At 57.3% G+C, this 17,099-nt stretch carries 15 protein-coding genes; 9 read left to right on the top strand and 6 right to left on the bottom strand.

Going from position 1 to position 17,099, the window contains the following annotated elements; genetic code table 11:
* Positions 1-5: 5 nt before the first annotated feature.
* Complete coding sequence (locus ACLI4M_RS06440; protein WP_133622684.1) at positions 6-1,001, bottom strand: hypothetical protein; 996 nt, start codon at positions 999-1,001, stop codon at positions 6-8.
* Positions 1,002-1,174: 173 nt separating this feature from the next.
* Here ACLI4M_RS06440 and ACLI4M_RS06435 point away from each other — a divergent pair, with 173 nt between their 5' ends.
* A complete protein-coding gene (locus tag ACLI4M_RS06435) occupies positions 1,175-1,735 on the top strand; it encodes a UPF0149 family protein (protein WP_053110389.1) in 561 nt (186 codons plus the stop codon).
* 48 nt (positions 1,736-1,783) lie between these two features.
* On the opposite strand, the gene nlpA is transcribed toward ACLI4M_RS06435, so the two are convergent.
* Positions 1,784-2,590, bottom strand: a complete 807-nt coding sequence (gene nlpA, locus ACLI4M_RS06430) for a lipoprotein NlpA (protein WP_133622685.1) — start codon at positions 2,588-2,590, stop codon at positions 1,784-1,786.
* A 147-nt stretch (positions 2,591-2,737) separates the two neighbouring features.
* Positions 2,738-2,995 carry a helix-turn-helix transcriptional regulator gene (locus tag ACLI4M_RS06425; protein ID WP_048914552.1) on the bottom strand — a complete coding sequence of 86 codons (258 nt, stop codon included), beginning with the start codon at positions 2,993-2,995 and terminating at the stop codon, positions 2,738-2,740.
* A gap of 119 nt (positions 2,996-3,114) precedes the next feature.
* Here ACLI4M_RS06425 and ACLI4M_RS06420 point away from each other — a divergent pair, with 119 nt between their 5' ends.
* Entirely contained in the window at positions 3,115-3,417 is a 303-nt protein-coding gene (locus ACLI4M_RS06420; RefSeq protein ID WP_133622686.1) for a helix-turn-helix domain-containing protein, read from the top strand.
* Here ACLI4M_RS06420 and ampH read toward each other — a convergent pair.
* The gene (gene ampH / locus ACLI4M_RS06415) at positions 3,404-4,579 is read right to left on the bottom strand and encodes a D-alanyl-D-alanine-carboxypeptidase/endopeptidase AmpH (protein ID WP_048914554.1); all 1,176 of its coding nucleotides are present in this window, start codon (positions 4,577-4,579) and stop codon (positions 3,404-3,406) included. The genes ACLI4M_RS06420 and ampH overlap by 14 nt on opposite strands.
* A 320-nt stretch (positions 4,580-4,899) precedes the next feature.
* On the opposite strand from ampH, the gene asnB reads away from it, so the two are divergent.
* Positions 4,900-6,750, top strand: coding sequence for an asparagine synthase (glutamine-hydrolyzing) (gene asnB / locus ACLI4M_RS06410; protein WP_133622687.1), 1,851 nt, complete (start codon positions 4,900-4,902; stop codon positions 6,748-6,750).
* Between the two features lie 39 nt (positions 6,751-6,789).
* Here asnB and opgB read toward each other — a convergent pair whose 3' ends face one another.
* Entirely contained in the window at positions 6,790-9,081 is a 2,292-nt protein-coding gene (gene opgB, locus ACLI4M_RS06405) for a phosphatidylglycerol--membrane-oligosaccharide glycerophosphotransferase (protein ID WP_133622688.1), read from the bottom strand.
* Positions 9,082-9,682: 601 nt separating this feature from the next.
* Between opgB and ACLI4M_RS06400 the strand changes: the two genes are divergently transcribed.
* Both ACLI4M_RS06400 and ACLI4M_RS06395 read left to right on the top strand, forming a co-directional pair.
* Positions 9,683-10,825, top strand: coding sequence for a porin (locus ACLI4M_RS06400; protein WP_413449784.1), 1,143 nt, complete (start codon positions 9,683-9,685; stop codon positions 10,823-10,825).
* A gap of 203 nt (positions 10,826-11,028) precedes the next feature.
* The gene (locus tag ACLI4M_RS06395; RefSeq protein WP_133622689.1) at positions 11,029-12,183 is read left to right on the top strand and encodes a porin; all 1,155 of its coding nucleotides are present in this window, start codon (positions 11,029-11,031) and stop codon (positions 12,181-12,183) included.
* Positions 12,184-12,231: 48 nt separating this feature from the next.
* Here ACLI4M_RS06395 and ACLI4M_RS06390 read toward each other — a convergent pair whose 3' ends face one another.
* On the bottom strand, positions 12,232-12,621 hold the full coding sequence (locus ACLI4M_RS06390) for a tautomerase family protein (protein ID WP_133622690.1): 390 nt from the start codon (positions 12,619-12,621) through the stop codon (positions 12,232-12,234).
* Positions 12,622-12,752: 131 nt separating this feature from the next.
* Here ACLI4M_RS06390 and ACLI4M_RS06385 point away from each other — a divergent pair, with 131 nt between their 5' ends.
* The 4 genes from ACLI4M_RS06385 (at position 12,753) to mug (ending at position 17,079) form a co-directional block, all read left to right on the top strand.
* On the top strand, positions 12,753-13,688 hold the full coding sequence (locus ACLI4M_RS06385) for a LysR family transcriptional regulator (RefSeq protein WP_133622691.1): 936 nt from the start codon (positions 12,753-12,755) through the stop codon (positions 13,686-13,688).
* Positions 13,689-13,771: 83 nt separating this feature from the next.
* On the top strand, positions 13,772-15,316 hold the full coding sequence (locus ACLI4M_RS06380) for a methyl-accepting chemotaxis protein (RefSeq protein WP_133622692.1): 1,545 nt from the start codon (positions 13,772-13,774) through the stop codon (positions 15,314-15,316).
* A gap of 156 nt (positions 15,317-15,472) precedes the next feature.
* Positions 15,473-16,507 (top strand): tartrate dehydrogenase, encoded by a 1,035-nt coding sequence (locus ACLI4M_RS06375; RefSeq protein WP_133622693.1) that lies wholly within the window; start codon positions 15,473-15,475, stop codon positions 16,505-16,507.
* Between the two features lie 53 nt (positions 16,508-16,560).
* Entirely contained in the window at positions 16,561-17,079 is a 519-nt protein-coding gene (gene mug, locus ACLI4M_RS06370) for a G/U mismatch-specific DNA glycosylase (protein ID WP_133622694.1), read from the top strand.
* Positions 17,080-17,099 lie beyond the last annotated feature (20 nt).

Genomic DNA, 17,099 nt, shown 5'->3' with positions numbered 1-17,099 from the left:
AGCCCTCAGCGCACATCTTTAAACCACTGCGGCACGGGGTGCGGGCCTTCCATGGGGCGGCGCAGTGCATCGGGCTGCCCATCGCTGCCTGTCGTGCAGTGCAGGCGCTCAAAGCCCCAGCTGCCGTCACGGCCGGAGTAGTAGAGCGCCCAGTTCTCATCGTCCATAGCGAAATAGCGCTCGTGGTCGCTGCGCCGCGCTTCATCGGCGCAGTAATAGCTGCTCTGCCATTCGCGATTAATCGCATAATCCATCGTTTCCACCATGATCTTGCCGAACCACTGCACCAGCCCCTGCATCGACAGCACGATAATAAAAAAGGAGGTGGTGAGGGTCAGCATCATTCTCGGCCTGCTGCCTTTCATCACCACCAGAAAGGTGATACTGGCGGCGGGGTAAATAAGCAGCGAGAACCACACTGAAAAGTAGAGCACCTTGACCCACAGATTCAGCACCGGGGAGTCATCCAGCTTAATGCCGCTCATCATATAAAAATCGCTGGCCGCGTAGCTGCTGGTAATAGCGTAAATCACCGGCACGGCGGCACCCAGAATATATCCCGCTTTTTTTAACGTCTGGTTCTCGTTGCGCATTAAGGCAAACAGCAGCAGCAGGGCGGACAGCATCCCCAGTGCGGCAAAGCCGAGCAGTAGATGGCGCCCCGTCGATATCCATCCTGCATTTACGATCAATACCGAGAGGAAGAATGTCAGCAGTGCCCAGGTTGCCAGCGTGTGCGCATTCTCCTCAAGGGAGTGCAGGGAGAAGCAGATCCAGCCGCGTCGGAACCGGTCCAGCCAGCGCCAGTCATCGCGCCAGAACAGAAACAGCAGCAGCACCGCCAGGCTCAGCAGCAGGATGATGCCTTTGCCCGGCAGCTGCACCCCGACCAGCCAGATATTCAGCAGGCAGAAAATGGTCAGGGCGGTCAGTGACGGCTCTTTCCTGATGGCACCCGCTATCCCTTTAAAAATCACTGCCGCCCGCTGCCTGAACCCCATGGTGGTTAACTCCTGTGGTGAAAATTGTCCGCTAGCTTCTCGCTGATTAATCTGTGAAATGTCATCACGTATTTCTCGACGAGTAAAACTAAACTACAGGCTGTGGTAGCTTTTTTATTGCGCGGCACCCAGAATACTCGCAGACGCAATTTAATACGCCGTGGAGGTACAGCATGCAACAAGGACCCTTAACCGAAGAGGAACTCGAGTTCCTGGACGAAATCTTAACCAAGTACGGTAATGACGATTCGGTGCTGGATGCCTCAGAACTTGACGGTATGTTCACCGCTATCCTCTCCGGCCCAACGCTGGTGGAGCCGCAGGTGTGGCTGCCGGCGATCTGGGGCGGCGAAGAGAACGACCCGGAGTGGGAATCGGAAGAAGAGTTCGAGCAGTTTATGGAGCTGATCGCGCAGCATATGAATGATATTGCTGACCGCCTGAGCGAGTACCCGGAGCAGTTCGAACCGCTGTTTGGCCTCAACGAGATGGAAGGCACCGAGTTTGTGGTGGTTGAGGAGTGGTGCTACGGCTATATGAAGGGCGTGGCGCTGGGCAACAACTGGCCAACCCTGTCGGAAGCGCTGAAGCCCGCGCTGGCGGCTATCGCCCTGCACGGCAGCGAAGAGAACTTCGACAAGCTGGAAAGCATGAGCCCGGAAGAGCATGAGCAGAGTATCGAGGCGATCCGCCCGGCGGCACTCAGCCTGTTCAGCCCGAAGGTTCTGCACTAAAAAACTCAGGCTGGAAAATGCCCGCGCATTCTCCAGCCTTTTCTACTGTTACCAGCCCGGCACCGCGCCGCCGTTAAAGATCCCTTCCGCCGCTTTTGCCACTTCTGGCGACTCATACGACTTCACAAAATCCTGCACGTTCTGCGCATCCTTGTTGTCTTCCCGCGTCACGATAATATTGACGTAAGGCGACTGCTTATCTTCGATAAACACGTTGTCGCGCACTGGGTTCAGCCCGGTCTGCTGCAGGTAGGTGGTGCTGATAATCGCCACGGCGACCTGGGCATCATCCAGTACGCGCGGCAGCTGCGCGCCCTCAATCTCCATAATCTTCAGCTGCAGCGGATTGCGGGTGATATCGGCGCTGGTCGGCAGCAGGCCGGTGCCCGCCTTCAGGGTAATCAGCTGCTCTTTTTGCAGCAGCAGCAGGGCGCGGCCCAGGTTGGTCGGGTCGTTAGGGATGGCGATGGTGTCGCCCTGTTTTAATTCGCTGACCTGCTTAATCTTTTTCGAGTAGCCCGCCATCGGGAAGACGAAGGTGTTACCCACCGCGACCAGCGTGGTGCCTTTGGCTTTGTTGTCCTGCTCGAGGAACGGGCGGTGCTGGAAGACGTTGGCATCGAGGTCGCCATGCGCGGTCGGGTCGTTAGGCAGCAGCGAGCCGCTAAAGCCAACCAGCTCCACATCCAGCCCGTACTTCTCCTTCGCCACTTTTTTCGCCACTTCGGCCACGTCCTGCTCGGCACCGTTAATCACGCCGACCTTAATATGGTGCGCGTCGGCGCTTTTTTGATCGCAGCCGCTCAGCAGCATGCCCAGCATCAGTGCCGCGGCGGTAAGTACAGGCAGTTTCACGTTATTTGTCCTTAAATACAAAGAGGTAGAAAGCTAACCACTATCCGTGAATCCGCCGCTGAGTCAACGGCGCAGTCCAGGCTAAAAAAGCACATGATATAAGCAGGAGGAGTAAGAGGGGGTATCGCGGCAGGTAAAGCGCAGGCGTTACTCTGGGTGCTGTTGTAAATACCACTGGCGCACCAGCTCGGCCAGCTCATCTTCGACGGTGTAGAAATAGCAGGAAGGCACGTTCAATATCGACGCAAGGCGGCACACCAGCTCGAAGTCCGGCACATGAATGCCGCGTTCGTACTGGTTCATGCGCGCGCTGGAGGTCGCTTCATCAATCCCGGCCAATACGCCGAGTTTTTGCTGAGAGATCCCTTTACGCAGGCGGGCTTCCTTTAAACGGTGTGACAGCATGGCGATCCTGATGCGTTAACAAGTAACAGGATTCTCTTAGCTGCTTATGCAAATTGTACTAAGTTATACTTAGTGTTAATTTTACAGGCTCAGGAGTTTAGCCAGCAGCAGAGGGAGCGATGAAAAGAAAAGATATGCATCCGGCCGATATCATTGCGGCATTTAAGAAAAAGGGGATCTCCCTGGCGCAGCTGTCGCGACAGGTTGGGCTGAGTTCGGGAACGCTGGGCAATGCGTTGAAACGGCCCTGGCCGAAAGGGGAGTTTATTATTGCGGGTGCGTTAGGCAAGCATCCGGCGGACATCTGGCCAACGCGGTACTACGACAGGCGGGGGCGCCTGCTGCCAAGAGAAAATCTGATCCGTCGCCAACGGTCGGAGGCAACGGATCGCGCAGAGGATGAGGATATCACTGCGCCATAATGCTGGCGGCAAGCTGTGCGCTGCCAGAACTGTTACCGATCAGCTCGGTCAGCAGGTTGTTGACCCCGTCGCTCATTGGCGTAAAGCGGGTCTCTGCTGAGCGGGCTACCACGATAAAGACGCCCACGCTGTACTGCGGCACCATCGCCATATAGGTGATGAAGCCGCCGCCGCCGCCGGTTTTTTCAATAATGCCCGGGCGGCCGTCACGCGGACCCATATAAACCCAGCCCATGCCGAGCGCGTCGGCGCGGCCCGGCACGTCCATGCCGTCGACTTTGGTCAACTGCGCGCGCTGGTAGATCATGGTCTGCAGTCGGTCAGCCTGCGGGCTGCGGGTGTGAACGTCGGAGGAGAGGAACTGCTGCATCCAGCGGCCCATATCGTCAGGCGTTGAGTATACGCCCCCGCTGCCAATCGCCGCCAGCGAGTTGTTGCACGGGCTTGGGCTTTTCGCCGGGATCATCAGGCGTGCGCACTGGTCGGGGGAAGGGGTAAAGGTGGTGTCCTTCATACCCAGCGGTCGGGTGATCTTCTCCTGCAGCAGCGCGGGATAGGGCTTGCCGCCCGCGCGCGCCAGCGCATCGCCCAGCAGGTCAAAGCCCAGGTTCGAATAGGCGGCGCGTTCGCCCGGCGCATATTTTAGCTGCGCGCTGCGCAGCCAGGCCCAGCGCTGGCTGTAAGTTGGCCAGGTAAATACCGCACGGTTTGCTTTGCCGCCGGGCTGTTCACGCGGCAGGGCGGCCGTATGGGTGGCCAGGTTGATCAGGCGGATAGGCTGGCCGTTGTAGCTCGGTACACGGCTGCCGGGCGGGGCGTATTTGCTGAGCGGGTCATTGAGCTGTAAGCGCCCCTCTTCGGCCAGTTTAACCATCAGCTCGCTGCTCATCAGCTTGCTGAGCGAGGCGATGCGGATCAGCGAATCTTTTTGTGGCCGCTGGCTGCTGCCGGGGCGCACGGAGCCGCGGCTGACGAACACCCGCTGGTTGGCATCAATCGCCACCATCGCCATACCGCTGGCCTTGGTGTTGTAGAAGATATTATCGGCGTAGCGTTCGACGGTCTGCGAAGCCAGCAGCGGGTCCGGCGTGGTTCGCGCCTGGCTCAGCAGTGGCAGAGCCAGGGCGGGAAGCAGCAGAAAAGCATAGAGCGAAGATTTCAACGGGCGTGCATCCCTGTAAGTGAATGATTGACCGCTTCATAGTAGATTTTCTGCTCCTAACTGCAAGCCTTTCCTGAGTAAAAAAAAGTGTCATACCCTTTCATTTTTTATCGGTCAATCATTAAGTCGCGAGTCGTCCATAATTGTAATTGAAATCGAATAAGCTATTTTCGTGATTAAATATACTTCAATACACTTTTTATGTTTTGTTGCCTTTTTGCTTCATACTTTTACTAATTAAGTTGCTCATGCAGGATTATTTAATTTTTTTCCGCTACATATTAACAGGCAAATTATTGCGCCATTAAAAGGAGCTTATTATGTGTGGAATAACAGGATGGTTGTCATTTAGTCGCCAAATGCAGCAGCAGCGCGATGTACTGCAAACCATGACCGATACCATGGCCCTGCGCGGCCCGGATGCAGGCGGGCTATGGATTGACGGGCCGGTCGGGTTAGGGCACCGGCGGCTGTCGGTTATCGATCTGGCCGGCGGTGCCCAGCCGATGATGGCCGGCAATCGCGGCAATCTGGAGGCAGTGATTACCTACAGCGGAGAAGTCTACAATTTCAAGGAGCTACGCGCAGAGCTGGAGGCCGCAGGCCAGCGCTTTTTAAGCCGCAGCGATACTGAGGTGGTGCTGCGTGCCTGGCTGCAGTGGGGCAATGATTTTGCCCAACGGCTCAATGGCATCTTTGCCTTTGCTATCTGGGATATCCGCCGCCAGAGCCTGCTGCTGGTACGCGATCGCATGGGGGTGAAGCCGCTCTATTATTATCCCACCGAGGATGGCGTTATTTTTGGTTCAGAAGCCAAAGCCCTGCTGGCTAATCCGCTGGTCAAGGCCAGGGTGGATGCGGACGGCCTGCGTGAATTACTGAAGCTGGTAAAAACGCCCGGCCAGGCGATATTTAAAGGGATGTATGAAGTATTACCGGGTGAGATGCTGCAGTTCACCAGCCGGGGAAAACAGCATCACCGTTACTGGCAGCTTGAGGCGCTGGAGCATACCGACACGCTTGAGCAGACAATTGCCCATACGCGCGAGCTGCTGGATGATATCGTCGGGCGGCAGATCGTCGCCGATGTTCCGCTCTGTAGCCTGCTCTCCGGCGGGCTGGACTCCTCGGTCATCACCGCGCTGGCCTCAAAAAAGCTGCTGTCCCAGGGGAAAGAGAATATCCGCTCATTCTCAGTGGATTTTCGTTCACACGGCATTGATTTCGTGAAGGACGAGCTGCGCGGCACGCCCGATGCGCCCTTCGTGCGCGATCTGGTGGCGATGATCGGCTCGCAGCACGGTGAAATTGTGCTTGATAGCCGCAGCATGGCCGACAGCAAACTGCGCGACAAGATTATCCGCGCGCTGGATCTGCCGCCGGTGGTCTGGGGGGATATGTGGCCGTCACTCTACCTGCTGTTCGAGGCGATCCGCCACCACTCCACCGTCGCGCTGTCCGGGGAGTCAGCGGATGAGGTGTTTGGTGGCTACCGCTGGTTCCATGATGCCGATGCGGTGCAGGGCCAGATATTCCCGTGGCTGGCGCAGGGTTCCGGTAAGTATTTTGATGGCACAACGCTGCTGGACGCCAGCTTATTGCAGCGGCTGCATATTGATGAGTTCCTGCACGACAGCTTTACCCAGGCACAGCGCGAGACGCCACGGCTGCCCGGTGAAAGCCCGACCAATCAGCGTATGCGGCAAATCAGCTATATGAGCCTGACGCGCTTTGTGCGCAGCCTGCTCGATCGTAAAGACCGCATGAGTATGGCGGTGGGGCTGGAGGTCAGGGTGCCTTTCTGCGACCACCGGCTGGTGGAGTATGTGTTCAATATTCCGTGGGAGATGAAGTGTTTTGACGGTCGTGAGAAAAGCATCCTGCGTGCCGCGGGTCAGGATCTGCTGCCCGAGTCGATCGTTAAACGGGTGAAAAGCCCCTATCCCTCCACGCAGGACCCGGCTTACGAGCAGGCACTGCGCGAGCTGACGTCCGCGATTATGGCGGATAAGGATGCGCCCGTGCGGGCGTTGCTGGATGATAAACAGGTGAATGATAAGCTGGCGCTGGCGATGGGCAGCAGCAGCTCAATGGATATTCGCGTCGGGCTGGAGATGGTCGTTGGCCTGAATCGCTGGATGGAAAACTACCAGGTTGAGCTGGCCATATAACGTCAGCGTGGCCCCGCGCATGCCGGGGCCACGCTCATCTCAGGGCTGAGCCGTGACCTTCAGGCTGACCAGCCCAATCCCCAGCTTACGTGCTGCAAAACCATCCACCGTACCTTCACTGGTTTCTATCGGCTCCGGCGGCGTGATGACGATGCTGCGCGCCCGTGACGGGTTATCCACCTGCAGCGTCATCGTGGTGTCCTGCGCGCCGAAGGTCACCTGCTGCTGCCAGTCGCCGACTCTGACCTGCACCGGGCGCAGGCTGTTATTGCCAAAGGCGCGGGCGCTGATCGTCAGCGCAAACTTCGCCGGTAAGGGTTCCAGATACTGGATGGTGACATCCGGCAGCAGGTTGGCATCCGACCAGCGTCCCCAGTTTTCAGCGTAGGAGAGGCCGGACACTTTCTGCACCTGCTGCGGCAGGCCAGGCAGATTGAACTGGATGCTGTCCGAGGTGTATTTCAGATCGGCGTCGGCTATCTTCAGGCGCGTCAGGCTGCGCTGATAGCGATCGTCACTCTGCTCACCTTTGCTAAAGGTGATTTTCCCCAGCGTGTTGCCCGGTTTAACCTGGATGATGGTCGGGTGCGCATTCAGCGTACCGTTCGCCACGCACAGGCCGTTGTTCATTATCAGCTGGTCATCCCATACGCTGCCTATTTTGTAGCAGCGATCGATCCAGACAAACTTCTCGTCGGCGGCGAATCTTGCCAGCTGCTGTTTCAGCGGGGTCGCCAGGTAAGCATCCAGCTTCGGTTCAATCTTATTTGGCATCACTGACAGTAACAGCGGCAGCTTGAAGTGGGCGCCAGAGAAGCTGAAGGTGTTTTTCTCGCTATCAATTTTGTAGTCGGAGATCGCTTTCGGGAAGTTCCACAGCGCGATCACGTCCGGCTTCCACTCGTTGATCTTCTCTTTAATATTGAGATAGGTGGCGGAGAGGGAGGTGGCGGAGAGGCTGCTGCGCCCGAGGCCGATAAAGTTATCGCCGCCCATCGCATCCAGCACCGTGGCGCCGTTATCCAGCGTGTTGCGCTTCAGCGAAATCACCCTGCTGCTGACGTCATCGCCGCGCAGCATAAAGAACAGATCGCGGCGTTCATGCTGGTTGAGATATTTGTAGGCGGTGTTGTTCATCGCCAGATGGTCGGAGCTGACCACGATAATGGTGTTTTTGAAGTACGGCGTGGCGCGGATTTTTTCAATCAGTCTGGCAATATGCTCCTGGCCGCAGGCAACCGCGGCGAAGGATTTGTTCTCTTTGCCGTCAAACGGATAAGACTTGCGCTGGCAGCTGCGGGAGATAAAACCGTCCGGATGGTGGGTATCCACGGTCAGGGCAAACAGCGAGAACGGCTGGTTTTTCTGCGCCAGCTCCAGATATTTGTCGAACACCACCTCCAGCACGGTATCGTCGTACCAGCCCCAGTCGTTGCGGTATTTCGGGTCCTTCACCACGCCAGCCAGCTCTTTAAAGCCGTACATATGGTCAAAGCCGTGCGAGGAGAGGAACAGATCCTTGCCCGCGAAGCTCAGGCTGGCACCCTGGTAGAAATAGTTCTGATAACCGGAAGATTTCAGGATATCGCCAAGGCAGACATTCTGCGGGTAGAAGGTCGACAGCGAGCTGGAGGCGTTGCCGTCAAACGGCGCAAACAGCGGGATGCCGCACTGTGAGGCCACCATGCCGGCAATGGTGTATTCGGTGCCGGGCAGCTGTTCGGTATTGCTGAAGTCCAGCGCGTTATTTTTAATTTCGTTCAGCTCAGGTGCCAGTTTTGGAAACGCACGCTCATCAAAATAGGTGCGTTCCAGGCTTTCGGCATAGATATACACCAGGTTGGGGCGATCGCCGCGTAAGGTTTTACCCGGCACCTGGTAGTGACTGTAGAAATCCGAGTCGCCTTTGGTTATTTGTGACTTAATTAAATTGGCAACCTGCTGATAAGCCGGCGTGGTTTTTATCGACAGTACGGCAAGCACCAATGCCAGCAGGCTATATAATTTGCTGTAATTATGGTTTTTACGCAGTCGTAATACCCAGGATAATAACAGGAAGAGCAATAATAATGTTATTATCAGCCCCGCCGCCGGCAGAATATACTTTTGCACCCCGGCGCCGCTCAGGCTGCTGGTGATGGTGTAAATAACCGCATCGTTAATGCCTTCGCCGGTGAAATAATTACTCGCCAGCAGGGAAGCATTGAGCACAATGTAGACGCCCAGCAGTACCAGCACGGCCGAGAACCACAGCTTATGGCGTCCTGCCTTCCATGTGTAAAGTGATACAGAAGCGATAAAAAATAGGAGTGATAACCATTCTGAAACCATCGGATCAATTTTACCCTGTATGTGACGCAATCCCTGTCAGGTGCCTGCGAAAAGAAAATATTAAGTTCAACGGATTAATTTAACGCAGCGAATTATCTCTGGCAACCAACCAGGGAGACAGGAAAATGTGATAGTGCCCCCGCCTGCAACCCCGCCGTTTACCTTTCGTTTAACTTTGAGTGACGCAATGATGACTTTTTTCAATCTGCTGTTTGCGGGGCGATGAGGCTATTTGACGGCGCTTTTCGTTGCTACAGGCGCAGTCATCATCACTCAGCCACGACCAGACAAGCGAATAATCCTGATTTGGTGCGAACTATCTTAAACATAATTAATGGGTTAGTGCTGGAGGGGATAATCTTAAAATTAAGATTTAGCTCACATAAATTGCGAGTCAGCCGCTGTTCATTTAAAAATCCACCAAAATCCGCAGCGATGTTGCAAAAATGTTAATTAGGCCAAAATTTTGCAATTTCGCTTAGCAGAAAAGGGTGAGTTCACACTCAGGGATAAAACCCGGCTAACAAACAGGCGTTTTTATGATTGTGCATTTCGTGAAAACTGCTCCCCGCCGGGGGGAGTGGTGGACTCAGGGAGGGTAATGATGAAACTCGCTTGCACGCTTCACCCGTGTCGTTCCGCGCTGCTGCTGCTACTTTTTGCCACCTCATGCCGTGCTGAGATCACCCTGCTCAGGGCCGATCCGCAGGGTGCCCGTTTTTTTAGCCGCTTCAATTTTCGCGTTGGCGGCGATATCCGTATGAGTATCTACGATGTGATGGGCGGAAAAGATCGCGGTTCTTACCAGCGCAACCTGTTTGATGGCGGCTCGCGCCTGCGTTTCCACCTGCGCTATCAGCTGGATAACGACCTCAGCCTGGTAGGCTACGCTGAAACGGGGGTGAATACCGCTGCGCTGATCGGCTGGCACGGCCACTATGCTGAAGGCGCACGCAACACCAATAATCGGCAGCTGTATGCCGGGGTGCGCAGTCGGCGCTGGGGCGAACTCACCTGGGGGCACCGGGACAGTATCTACTACCAGGTGGTGACCGCTAAAACCGATATCTGGGGCAACGATATGCACTCCGAGCCGGTGGAGAACGGTATCGATGCGAATGCCGATGGTTCCTGGCACGCCCGCCGATCGCTCAACTACCTGCAACATTTCGGCGCCGTCGATCTCTACGCCAGCTATCTTTTCCCGCTCAATCCGTATTACAGCCGTGGCGCAAGGTACAAGCGGCATGATGGTCAGTCACTGGGGATCAACGACCATTTGACGCCCCGGCTGTCGTGGGGGCTGGCGTGGAACCGCACCCGGGCTTCCATGACTGATGCACAGCAGCAGCGTAAACGGGTTGATCAACAGATCCTGGGAACCGGGTTCTCCTGGCAGCCGGGGCAGTGGACGGTGGCGGCGACCGGCGGCTGGTTCCGAAACTTTACCCCTCTGGCTGGCCGACCGCTGCGGCGCTATTTTGCCACCCGCGCCTGGGGGCTGAGCTATTTTGTCGGGCGGGACTTTGCGGTCCATCGCTACGGCCTGAAAAGCATCATGCCGATCTACTTTGGTGCCCAGCTGCGCGCCGGGCATCATCGTGAGCGCTACCAGCGAGAGAATGGTCTGGGCGTGGAGTTCTTTTTATATAAAGGGTTCCGCTTTGACTATCAGCATGTTTTTCGCTCCAGTAATGACCATATGGGTGATTTAAATTTATTTCGCCTGCGCTATGACTTCTGAAAAATATTTGGCTTTTGTTTAGGCACGGTCAATAAATACCGCACATTTTGATAATTTGTGTGAATAAAAAAACATAATGAAATATTTGCTTAATCTCTTCGTGCGCAAAATCGCACAAAATTGTCATGCAGATGAACAAATTGTCACATATTTCGGGCTAATATCTCGCCGTTATATTTGGCAATATTACACAGGGCTACATAATGTTAACTAAAATGCGTGTTTTAACTCAGGCCATGGGTCTGGGGCTGATTGTTGGCAGCGCTTCCTTTGCTGCTAATGCTGAGATTACCCTGCTTAAACAAGATCCGCAGGCGGGCGATCCGCTGAGCCGTCTGAACTTCACCGTGGGCGGCAGTATTCGTCCACAGTTCAACAACCTGACCGGCAACGATGGCAGCAACGCCTACCGTCGTAACGGCTTTGACGGCGGTTCGCGTTTCCGCTTTGCCGCTGATTATTATCTGTTTGATGATATCAGCTGGATCAGCTACTACGAGCTGGGCGTCAACATCCCGGCGGTGTTCGACTGGGATAACCACTACGCACCGGGCGCGCACGACACCTCCCGCCGTATGCTCTACACCGGCCTGAAAAGTAAAACCTGGGGTACGCTGACCTTCGGCCAGCAGAACAGCGTTTATTACGATGTGGTCGGCGCGAAAACCGATATCTGGGACTACGACATGCTGGCCCAGGCGCCGGGCAACGGCATTAACGGCGACTATGACGGCTCCTATCGTTCACGCAAAATGCTGAAGTACAAAAATACCTTCGGCGATGCGGATGTGTATGCCTCCTACCTGTTTGCCGACAATGACTACCTGGTCAATGGCAACAGCCTCGGCTACAAGCGTCAGGGCGGCGGATCGCTGGGCGTGGATTACCACATCGCGAAGGATCTGACCTGGGGCACCGCGTGGAACTACACCCGCGCAGATATGCGTAACCGCAACAACGGCGATGACAAATCTTACGACCAGAACATTTTCGGTACCGCGCTGAGCTGGACGCCGGATAACTGGACCTTCACCGTGGGCGGCGGCTGGTACGACAACTTCCTGACCACCAAAAAGGCCGATGTTCACAACTACTTCGCCGGTGATGCGTGGGGCGTGGAGTATCTGGCCGGTTATACCGTGCCGGTGGGGCAGTATGGCCTGAAGTCGGTGATGCCGTACTTTATGGGCGACCGCCTGCAGTACGTGTCGGGGCGTGATTACCAGCGCATCGATAACGGCCTGGGTGTGACCTTCAAGCTGGATTACGGCTTCCGCGTTGACTACGAGCACGTGTTTACTTCCAGCACCGACAACCTGGGTGATATGAACCTGGTGCGTCTGCGTTACGACTTCTAAACGTTGTACCCTCCCCGGCGGCCAGTCGGGGAGGGCTGCTTCTCTGCGCTAAAGTTCCCCGGTGAGATACTGCGCCACGCCGTTGCCGAAGCTCCAGTCGCCTTTGTCGTTGGTGATAAAGGTCATCATCACGTCGCTTGGTAAAATCCCACAGCTCTCTTCCAGTTCGCGGCACAGTTCGGCCATAAAGAACTGCTTCTGCTCGCTGCTGCGCGGGCTGGTAAACACCCTCACCATCACCAGGTTATCGGTACGCGGCAGATCCAGCCCGGTATCCTCGAACACCATCTGATAGCCTTTATTTTCGTGAACAATCTGGTAGCGGTCACGCGCTGGCACATTAAACGCCGCCAGGACGGCACGGTGTGCGGCATCCAGCAGGGTTTTCAGCTCAGACTCTGAACGGCCCTGAATCACATCAAATTGCAGTAATGGCATAGACACCCCGACGTCATCATTGTTAAGTGGTGCAGGCTGTATCGCCTGTCAGTGAGGGCAATTTACCCCTGATGCGCGGCGGGAAAAAGCGCTATGCTTGAAATGATTATTTACTATAGTGAACAATGAAAATGAAAGAGCTCAAAACGGATGCGCTGTGGACGCATCTGCACTGGCTGACGGTGCTGGCCGAGCAGGGCAGTTTTACCGCTGCCGCGGAGCGGCTGGAGGTCAGCAAGGCGGCGATGTCGCAGAAGATCAAAGAGCTGGAACAGCTGGCAGGAGTACCGCTGGTGACGCGCACCACGCGCAGCCTGCGCCTGACCAGCTCCGGGGAAAAGCTGGTGGATGACCTGCGCGCGCCCTTTGCACAGATTGCCCAAAGTTTTTTCAGCGTGCGCGACTCGGCCGGGCCGCTGCGCGGGATGGTGCGCGTGACGGCACCGGTGGCGTTTGCCCGCCAGCAGCTGGTGCCGCATATCACCACCTTCCTGCGCGAGCATCCGCAGGTGCGCGTGCAGCTGGAGGTTTCTGACCGCCTGGTATCGCTGGCCTGCGAAGGGTTTGACCTGGCGATCCGCCACAGCACGAGTCTACCGGAAACCCATGTTGCGCTGCCGCTCTGCCCGACGCGCGCGGTGGTGGTGGCTTCTCCGGCCTATCTGGCACGCTTCGGTCACCCCGCCAGCCCGCAGGCCCTGAGTGAACACCTCTGCCTTTACTATCCACGCGGCGTGGAAGCGCCGCGCTGGCGTTTTCAGCCGCTGGCCGGGGGTGAACAGATTGCGGTGAACGTGAGCGGGCCGTTTGCCACCAACAACAGTGAATCGATTCGCGACGCGGCGCTGGAAGGGCTGGGGATTGCGCTGCTGCCGGACTTCAGCGCACAGGCGGCGCTCAAGGATGGCTCGTTAGTGCAGCTGCTGCCGCAGTGGCAGGCGGTGGGCGCCTTTGCCGAGATGCTGTACGTGGTGCGCCCGTGGTCGGCTCAGGTGCCGCGCGCCGTCAGCGCTTTTATCCACTGGCTGCGTGAGGCGTTTGCGCATAAATCTGGTGAGAATTGTTAAAGTTTTCGCCACTTTCTGCCGATGGTTTAGCATAGTGCATGCAAGTTCATGCAGGATCTAAACATTCATAACAAGGCCGTTATATGCAAACCCATCAGCACGTGACCCAACAGGAGCATCTGCTCGACGACGATACCACTCTGATGACCACCACCGATGCTGACAGCTATATCACCTACGCCAACAGCGCGTTTATTGAGGTGAGCGGTTACGATCGCAGTGAAATCGACGGTCAGCCTCATAATCTGGTACGCCACCCCGATATGCCGAAAGCCGCCTTTGCCGATATGTGGAGCACCCTGAACCAGGGACTGCCGTGGACCGGGCTGGTGAAAAATCGCCGTAAAAATGGCGACCACTACTGGGTGCGCGCCAACGTGGTGCCGGTGATCCGCCATGGCGAAATCCTTGGCCATATGTCGGTGCGGGTCAAGCCCGGCGCCGAAGAGGTGCGTGGCGCTGAGCAGCTGTATCAGAAGATGAACCAGGGGCGGCTTAAGGGCTGGCGTTTGCATCGCGGCCTGCTGCTGCGCACCGGCTGGCTGCGCCCGCTCTCCCTGTTGAAAACGCTGTCACTGCGCTGGCGCATTCATAGCGCGGTGCTGGCGCTGTGGCTACCGCTGGTGGCAGCGGCAGCCTTCGCCGGGCTGCAGGGCACGGCGCTGGCCGGTTTCAGCGCCTTTTCGGTGCTGATCGCGCTGTTGGTGGATGTCTGGCTGCAAAGCCAGATTGCCCGGCCGATGGCTGCCGTCTGTCGCCAGGCGCTGGACGTGGCCAGCGGCGCTAATCCGCAGGTTGAGCACCTGAACCGTGTGGATGAGATCGGTATGACGCTGCGGGCGGTGGGGCAGCTGGGCCTGATGTTCCGCTGGCTGATTAAAGACGTCAGCGATCAGGTACTCGACGTGCATCGCGCCAGCGACGAGCTGGCGCGCGGTAACGACAAGATCAACAGCCATACCGAACAGACCGCAGCCAGCGTGCAGCAGACGGCCAGCACCATGAACCAAATGACCAGCACGGTGCAGCGCAACGGCGAGAGTACCGAGCAGGCCAATCAGTTCTCGCATACCGCCAGCAACGCGGCGGTGAAGGGTGGTGAGGTGATGCAGAACGTGGTGGTGACGATGGATGAGATCGCCGCCAGCTCGCGCCAGATTGCCACCATTACCGGCCTGATCGACAGCATCGCTTTCCAGACCAATATCCTGGCGCTGAATGCGGCGGTGGAAGCCGCGCGTGCCGGCGAACAGGGCAAAGGCTTCGCCGTGGTCGCCGGAGAAGTGCGCAGCCTGGCGCAGCGCAGCGCCGGTGCAGCCAGTGAGATCCGCCAACTGATTGCCGCCAGTAATCTCAAGGTGGAGTCCGGTGCCGGGCAGGTGCATGAAGCGGGCAAGGCGATCGGCGATATTGTCGATAAGGTGCAGAACGTCACCGAACTGCTGCAGCAGATCAGCGTGGCAACGGCCGAGCAGAGCGCCGGGCTGGGCGAGGTCGGGCAGGCGGTAGAAGCGCTCGACCGCCTGACGCACGATAACAGCGCGCTGGTCAGCGAAGGCGCGCAGGCGGCGCAGCGTATGAAAAACCAGGCCAGCCGTCTGGTAGAGGCAGTCAGCGTGTTCCGCTAGTCTGAACGCGGGCCTTGCGCGGCCCGCAATGGCTGATGCGTATAGCGTGCCTGTTCGGCAGCTTCTGCCGCCAGATCCCCCAAAAAAAGCAGCACAAACCCGCCGCCTGGGCGAAGATGTTATCTTGCTGGTTATATTAATCATCTAAGGAGCATCATGAAAAGCTATCAAGTGGCGGTGATCCCCGGGGACGGAATCGGCGTGGACGTGATTAACGCTGCCTGGCACGTGCTGGTCCACAGCGCGGCCAAATTTGATTTCGCCCTTGGCGGCGAGTGGTTCCCGTGGTCGTGCGAATACTATCTTGAGCACGGTGAGATGATGCCGAAAGACGGTATCGATACGCTGAAGAAATTTGATGCGGTGCTGCTGGGGGCGGTGGGCTGGCCGGAAAAAGTGCCGGATAACGTCTCGCTGCACGGCCTGCTGTTGCCCATCCGCAAGCAGTTTGATCTGTATGCCAACGTACGGCCGCACCGCCTGCTGGCGGGAGTGGAAGGCCCGCTGCGCAAAAGCGAGTTTGATATCCTCTGCATTCGTGAGAACACCGAAGGGGAGTACAGCGGCGCGGGCGGGCGTATTCACCAGGGAACCCCGGCGGAAGTGGCGGTAGAAACCTCGATCTTCACCCGTCGCGGCGTTGAGCGCATTCTGCGCTTTGGCTTTGAGATGGCGCAAAAGCGCAGCAAGCGGCTGGCCTCCGTCACCAAATCCAACGCGCAGAAATACACCATGGTGATGTGGGATGAAGTCACCGGGGAGGTGGCGCGCGACTACCCGGATGTCACGGTTAACCGCTATCATATTGATGCGATTGCCGCCCGAATGGTGATGAACCCGGAAACGCTCGACGTGATCGTCGCCTCCAACCTGTTTGGCGATATCCTCACCGATCTCGGCGCGGCCATTCAGGGCGGGCTGGGCTATGCGGCTTCTGCCAACCTCAATCCCGACCCCGCTGTGCCTTCGATGTTTGAGCCGGTGCACGGCTCCGCGCCGGATATTGCAGGGCAGGGCATCGCTAACCCGATTGCCGCTATCTGGTCTGCGGCGATGATGCTGGAACATCTTGGCGAGCAACAGGCGGCACGCGCGATTCTGCACGCCGTTGAAACCGTCAGCGCGCAGCAGAAAATAGATCACGGGCTGAGCACCGAAGAGATCACCGCAGCGGTCATTGCCGCGATTTAAATCACCATGGCTGCCGCAGGTGTGGCAGCCCGCCAGCAGGGAGAGAGTTATCCATGGAAGCACACGGCATCAGCGATATTATCCAGCCCGGACTGAGAGTGCTGTTCTGCGGCATTAACCCAGGAAAATCCTCCGCCCACACCGGTTTTCATTTTGCCCATCCCGGTAACCGCTTCTGGAAAACCATTTTCCAGGCGGGCTTTACCCGCAGCCAGCTCAAGCCCGAGCAGGAGCAGCAGCTGCTGGAGACCGGTTGCGGTATTACCATGCTGGTGGAGCGGCCAACGGTGCTGGCCAGTGAACTGGCGGGCAGCGAGCTGCGTGAGGGCGGCCAGGCGCTGGTGGATAAGATTGAGCGCTATCAGCCCGCGGCGCTGGCGGTGCTCGGCAAGCAGGCTTATCAGCAGGCATTTCGCCGCAGCAAGGTGGAGTGGGGCAGGCAGCCTCTGACGATTGCTGGCACGGAAATCTGGGTATTGCCGAATCCCAGCGGCCTGAATCGTGCCTCGCAGCAGGAGATGACGGCGGCCTATGCGGCACTCGATCGGGCATTGCGTGAGCAGGGGCGTTAAGCTATCCGGCCCAAAGTGTC

Origin of the sequence: Erwinia sp. LJJL01, assembly GCF_047300805.2 — a bacterium.
Classification (GTDB): domain Bacteria; phylum Pseudomonadota; class Gammaproteobacteria; order Enterobacterales; family Enterobacteriaceae; genus Erwinia; species Erwinia aphidicola.
This window is presented reverse-complemented; position numbering and strand designations above follow the sequence as displayed.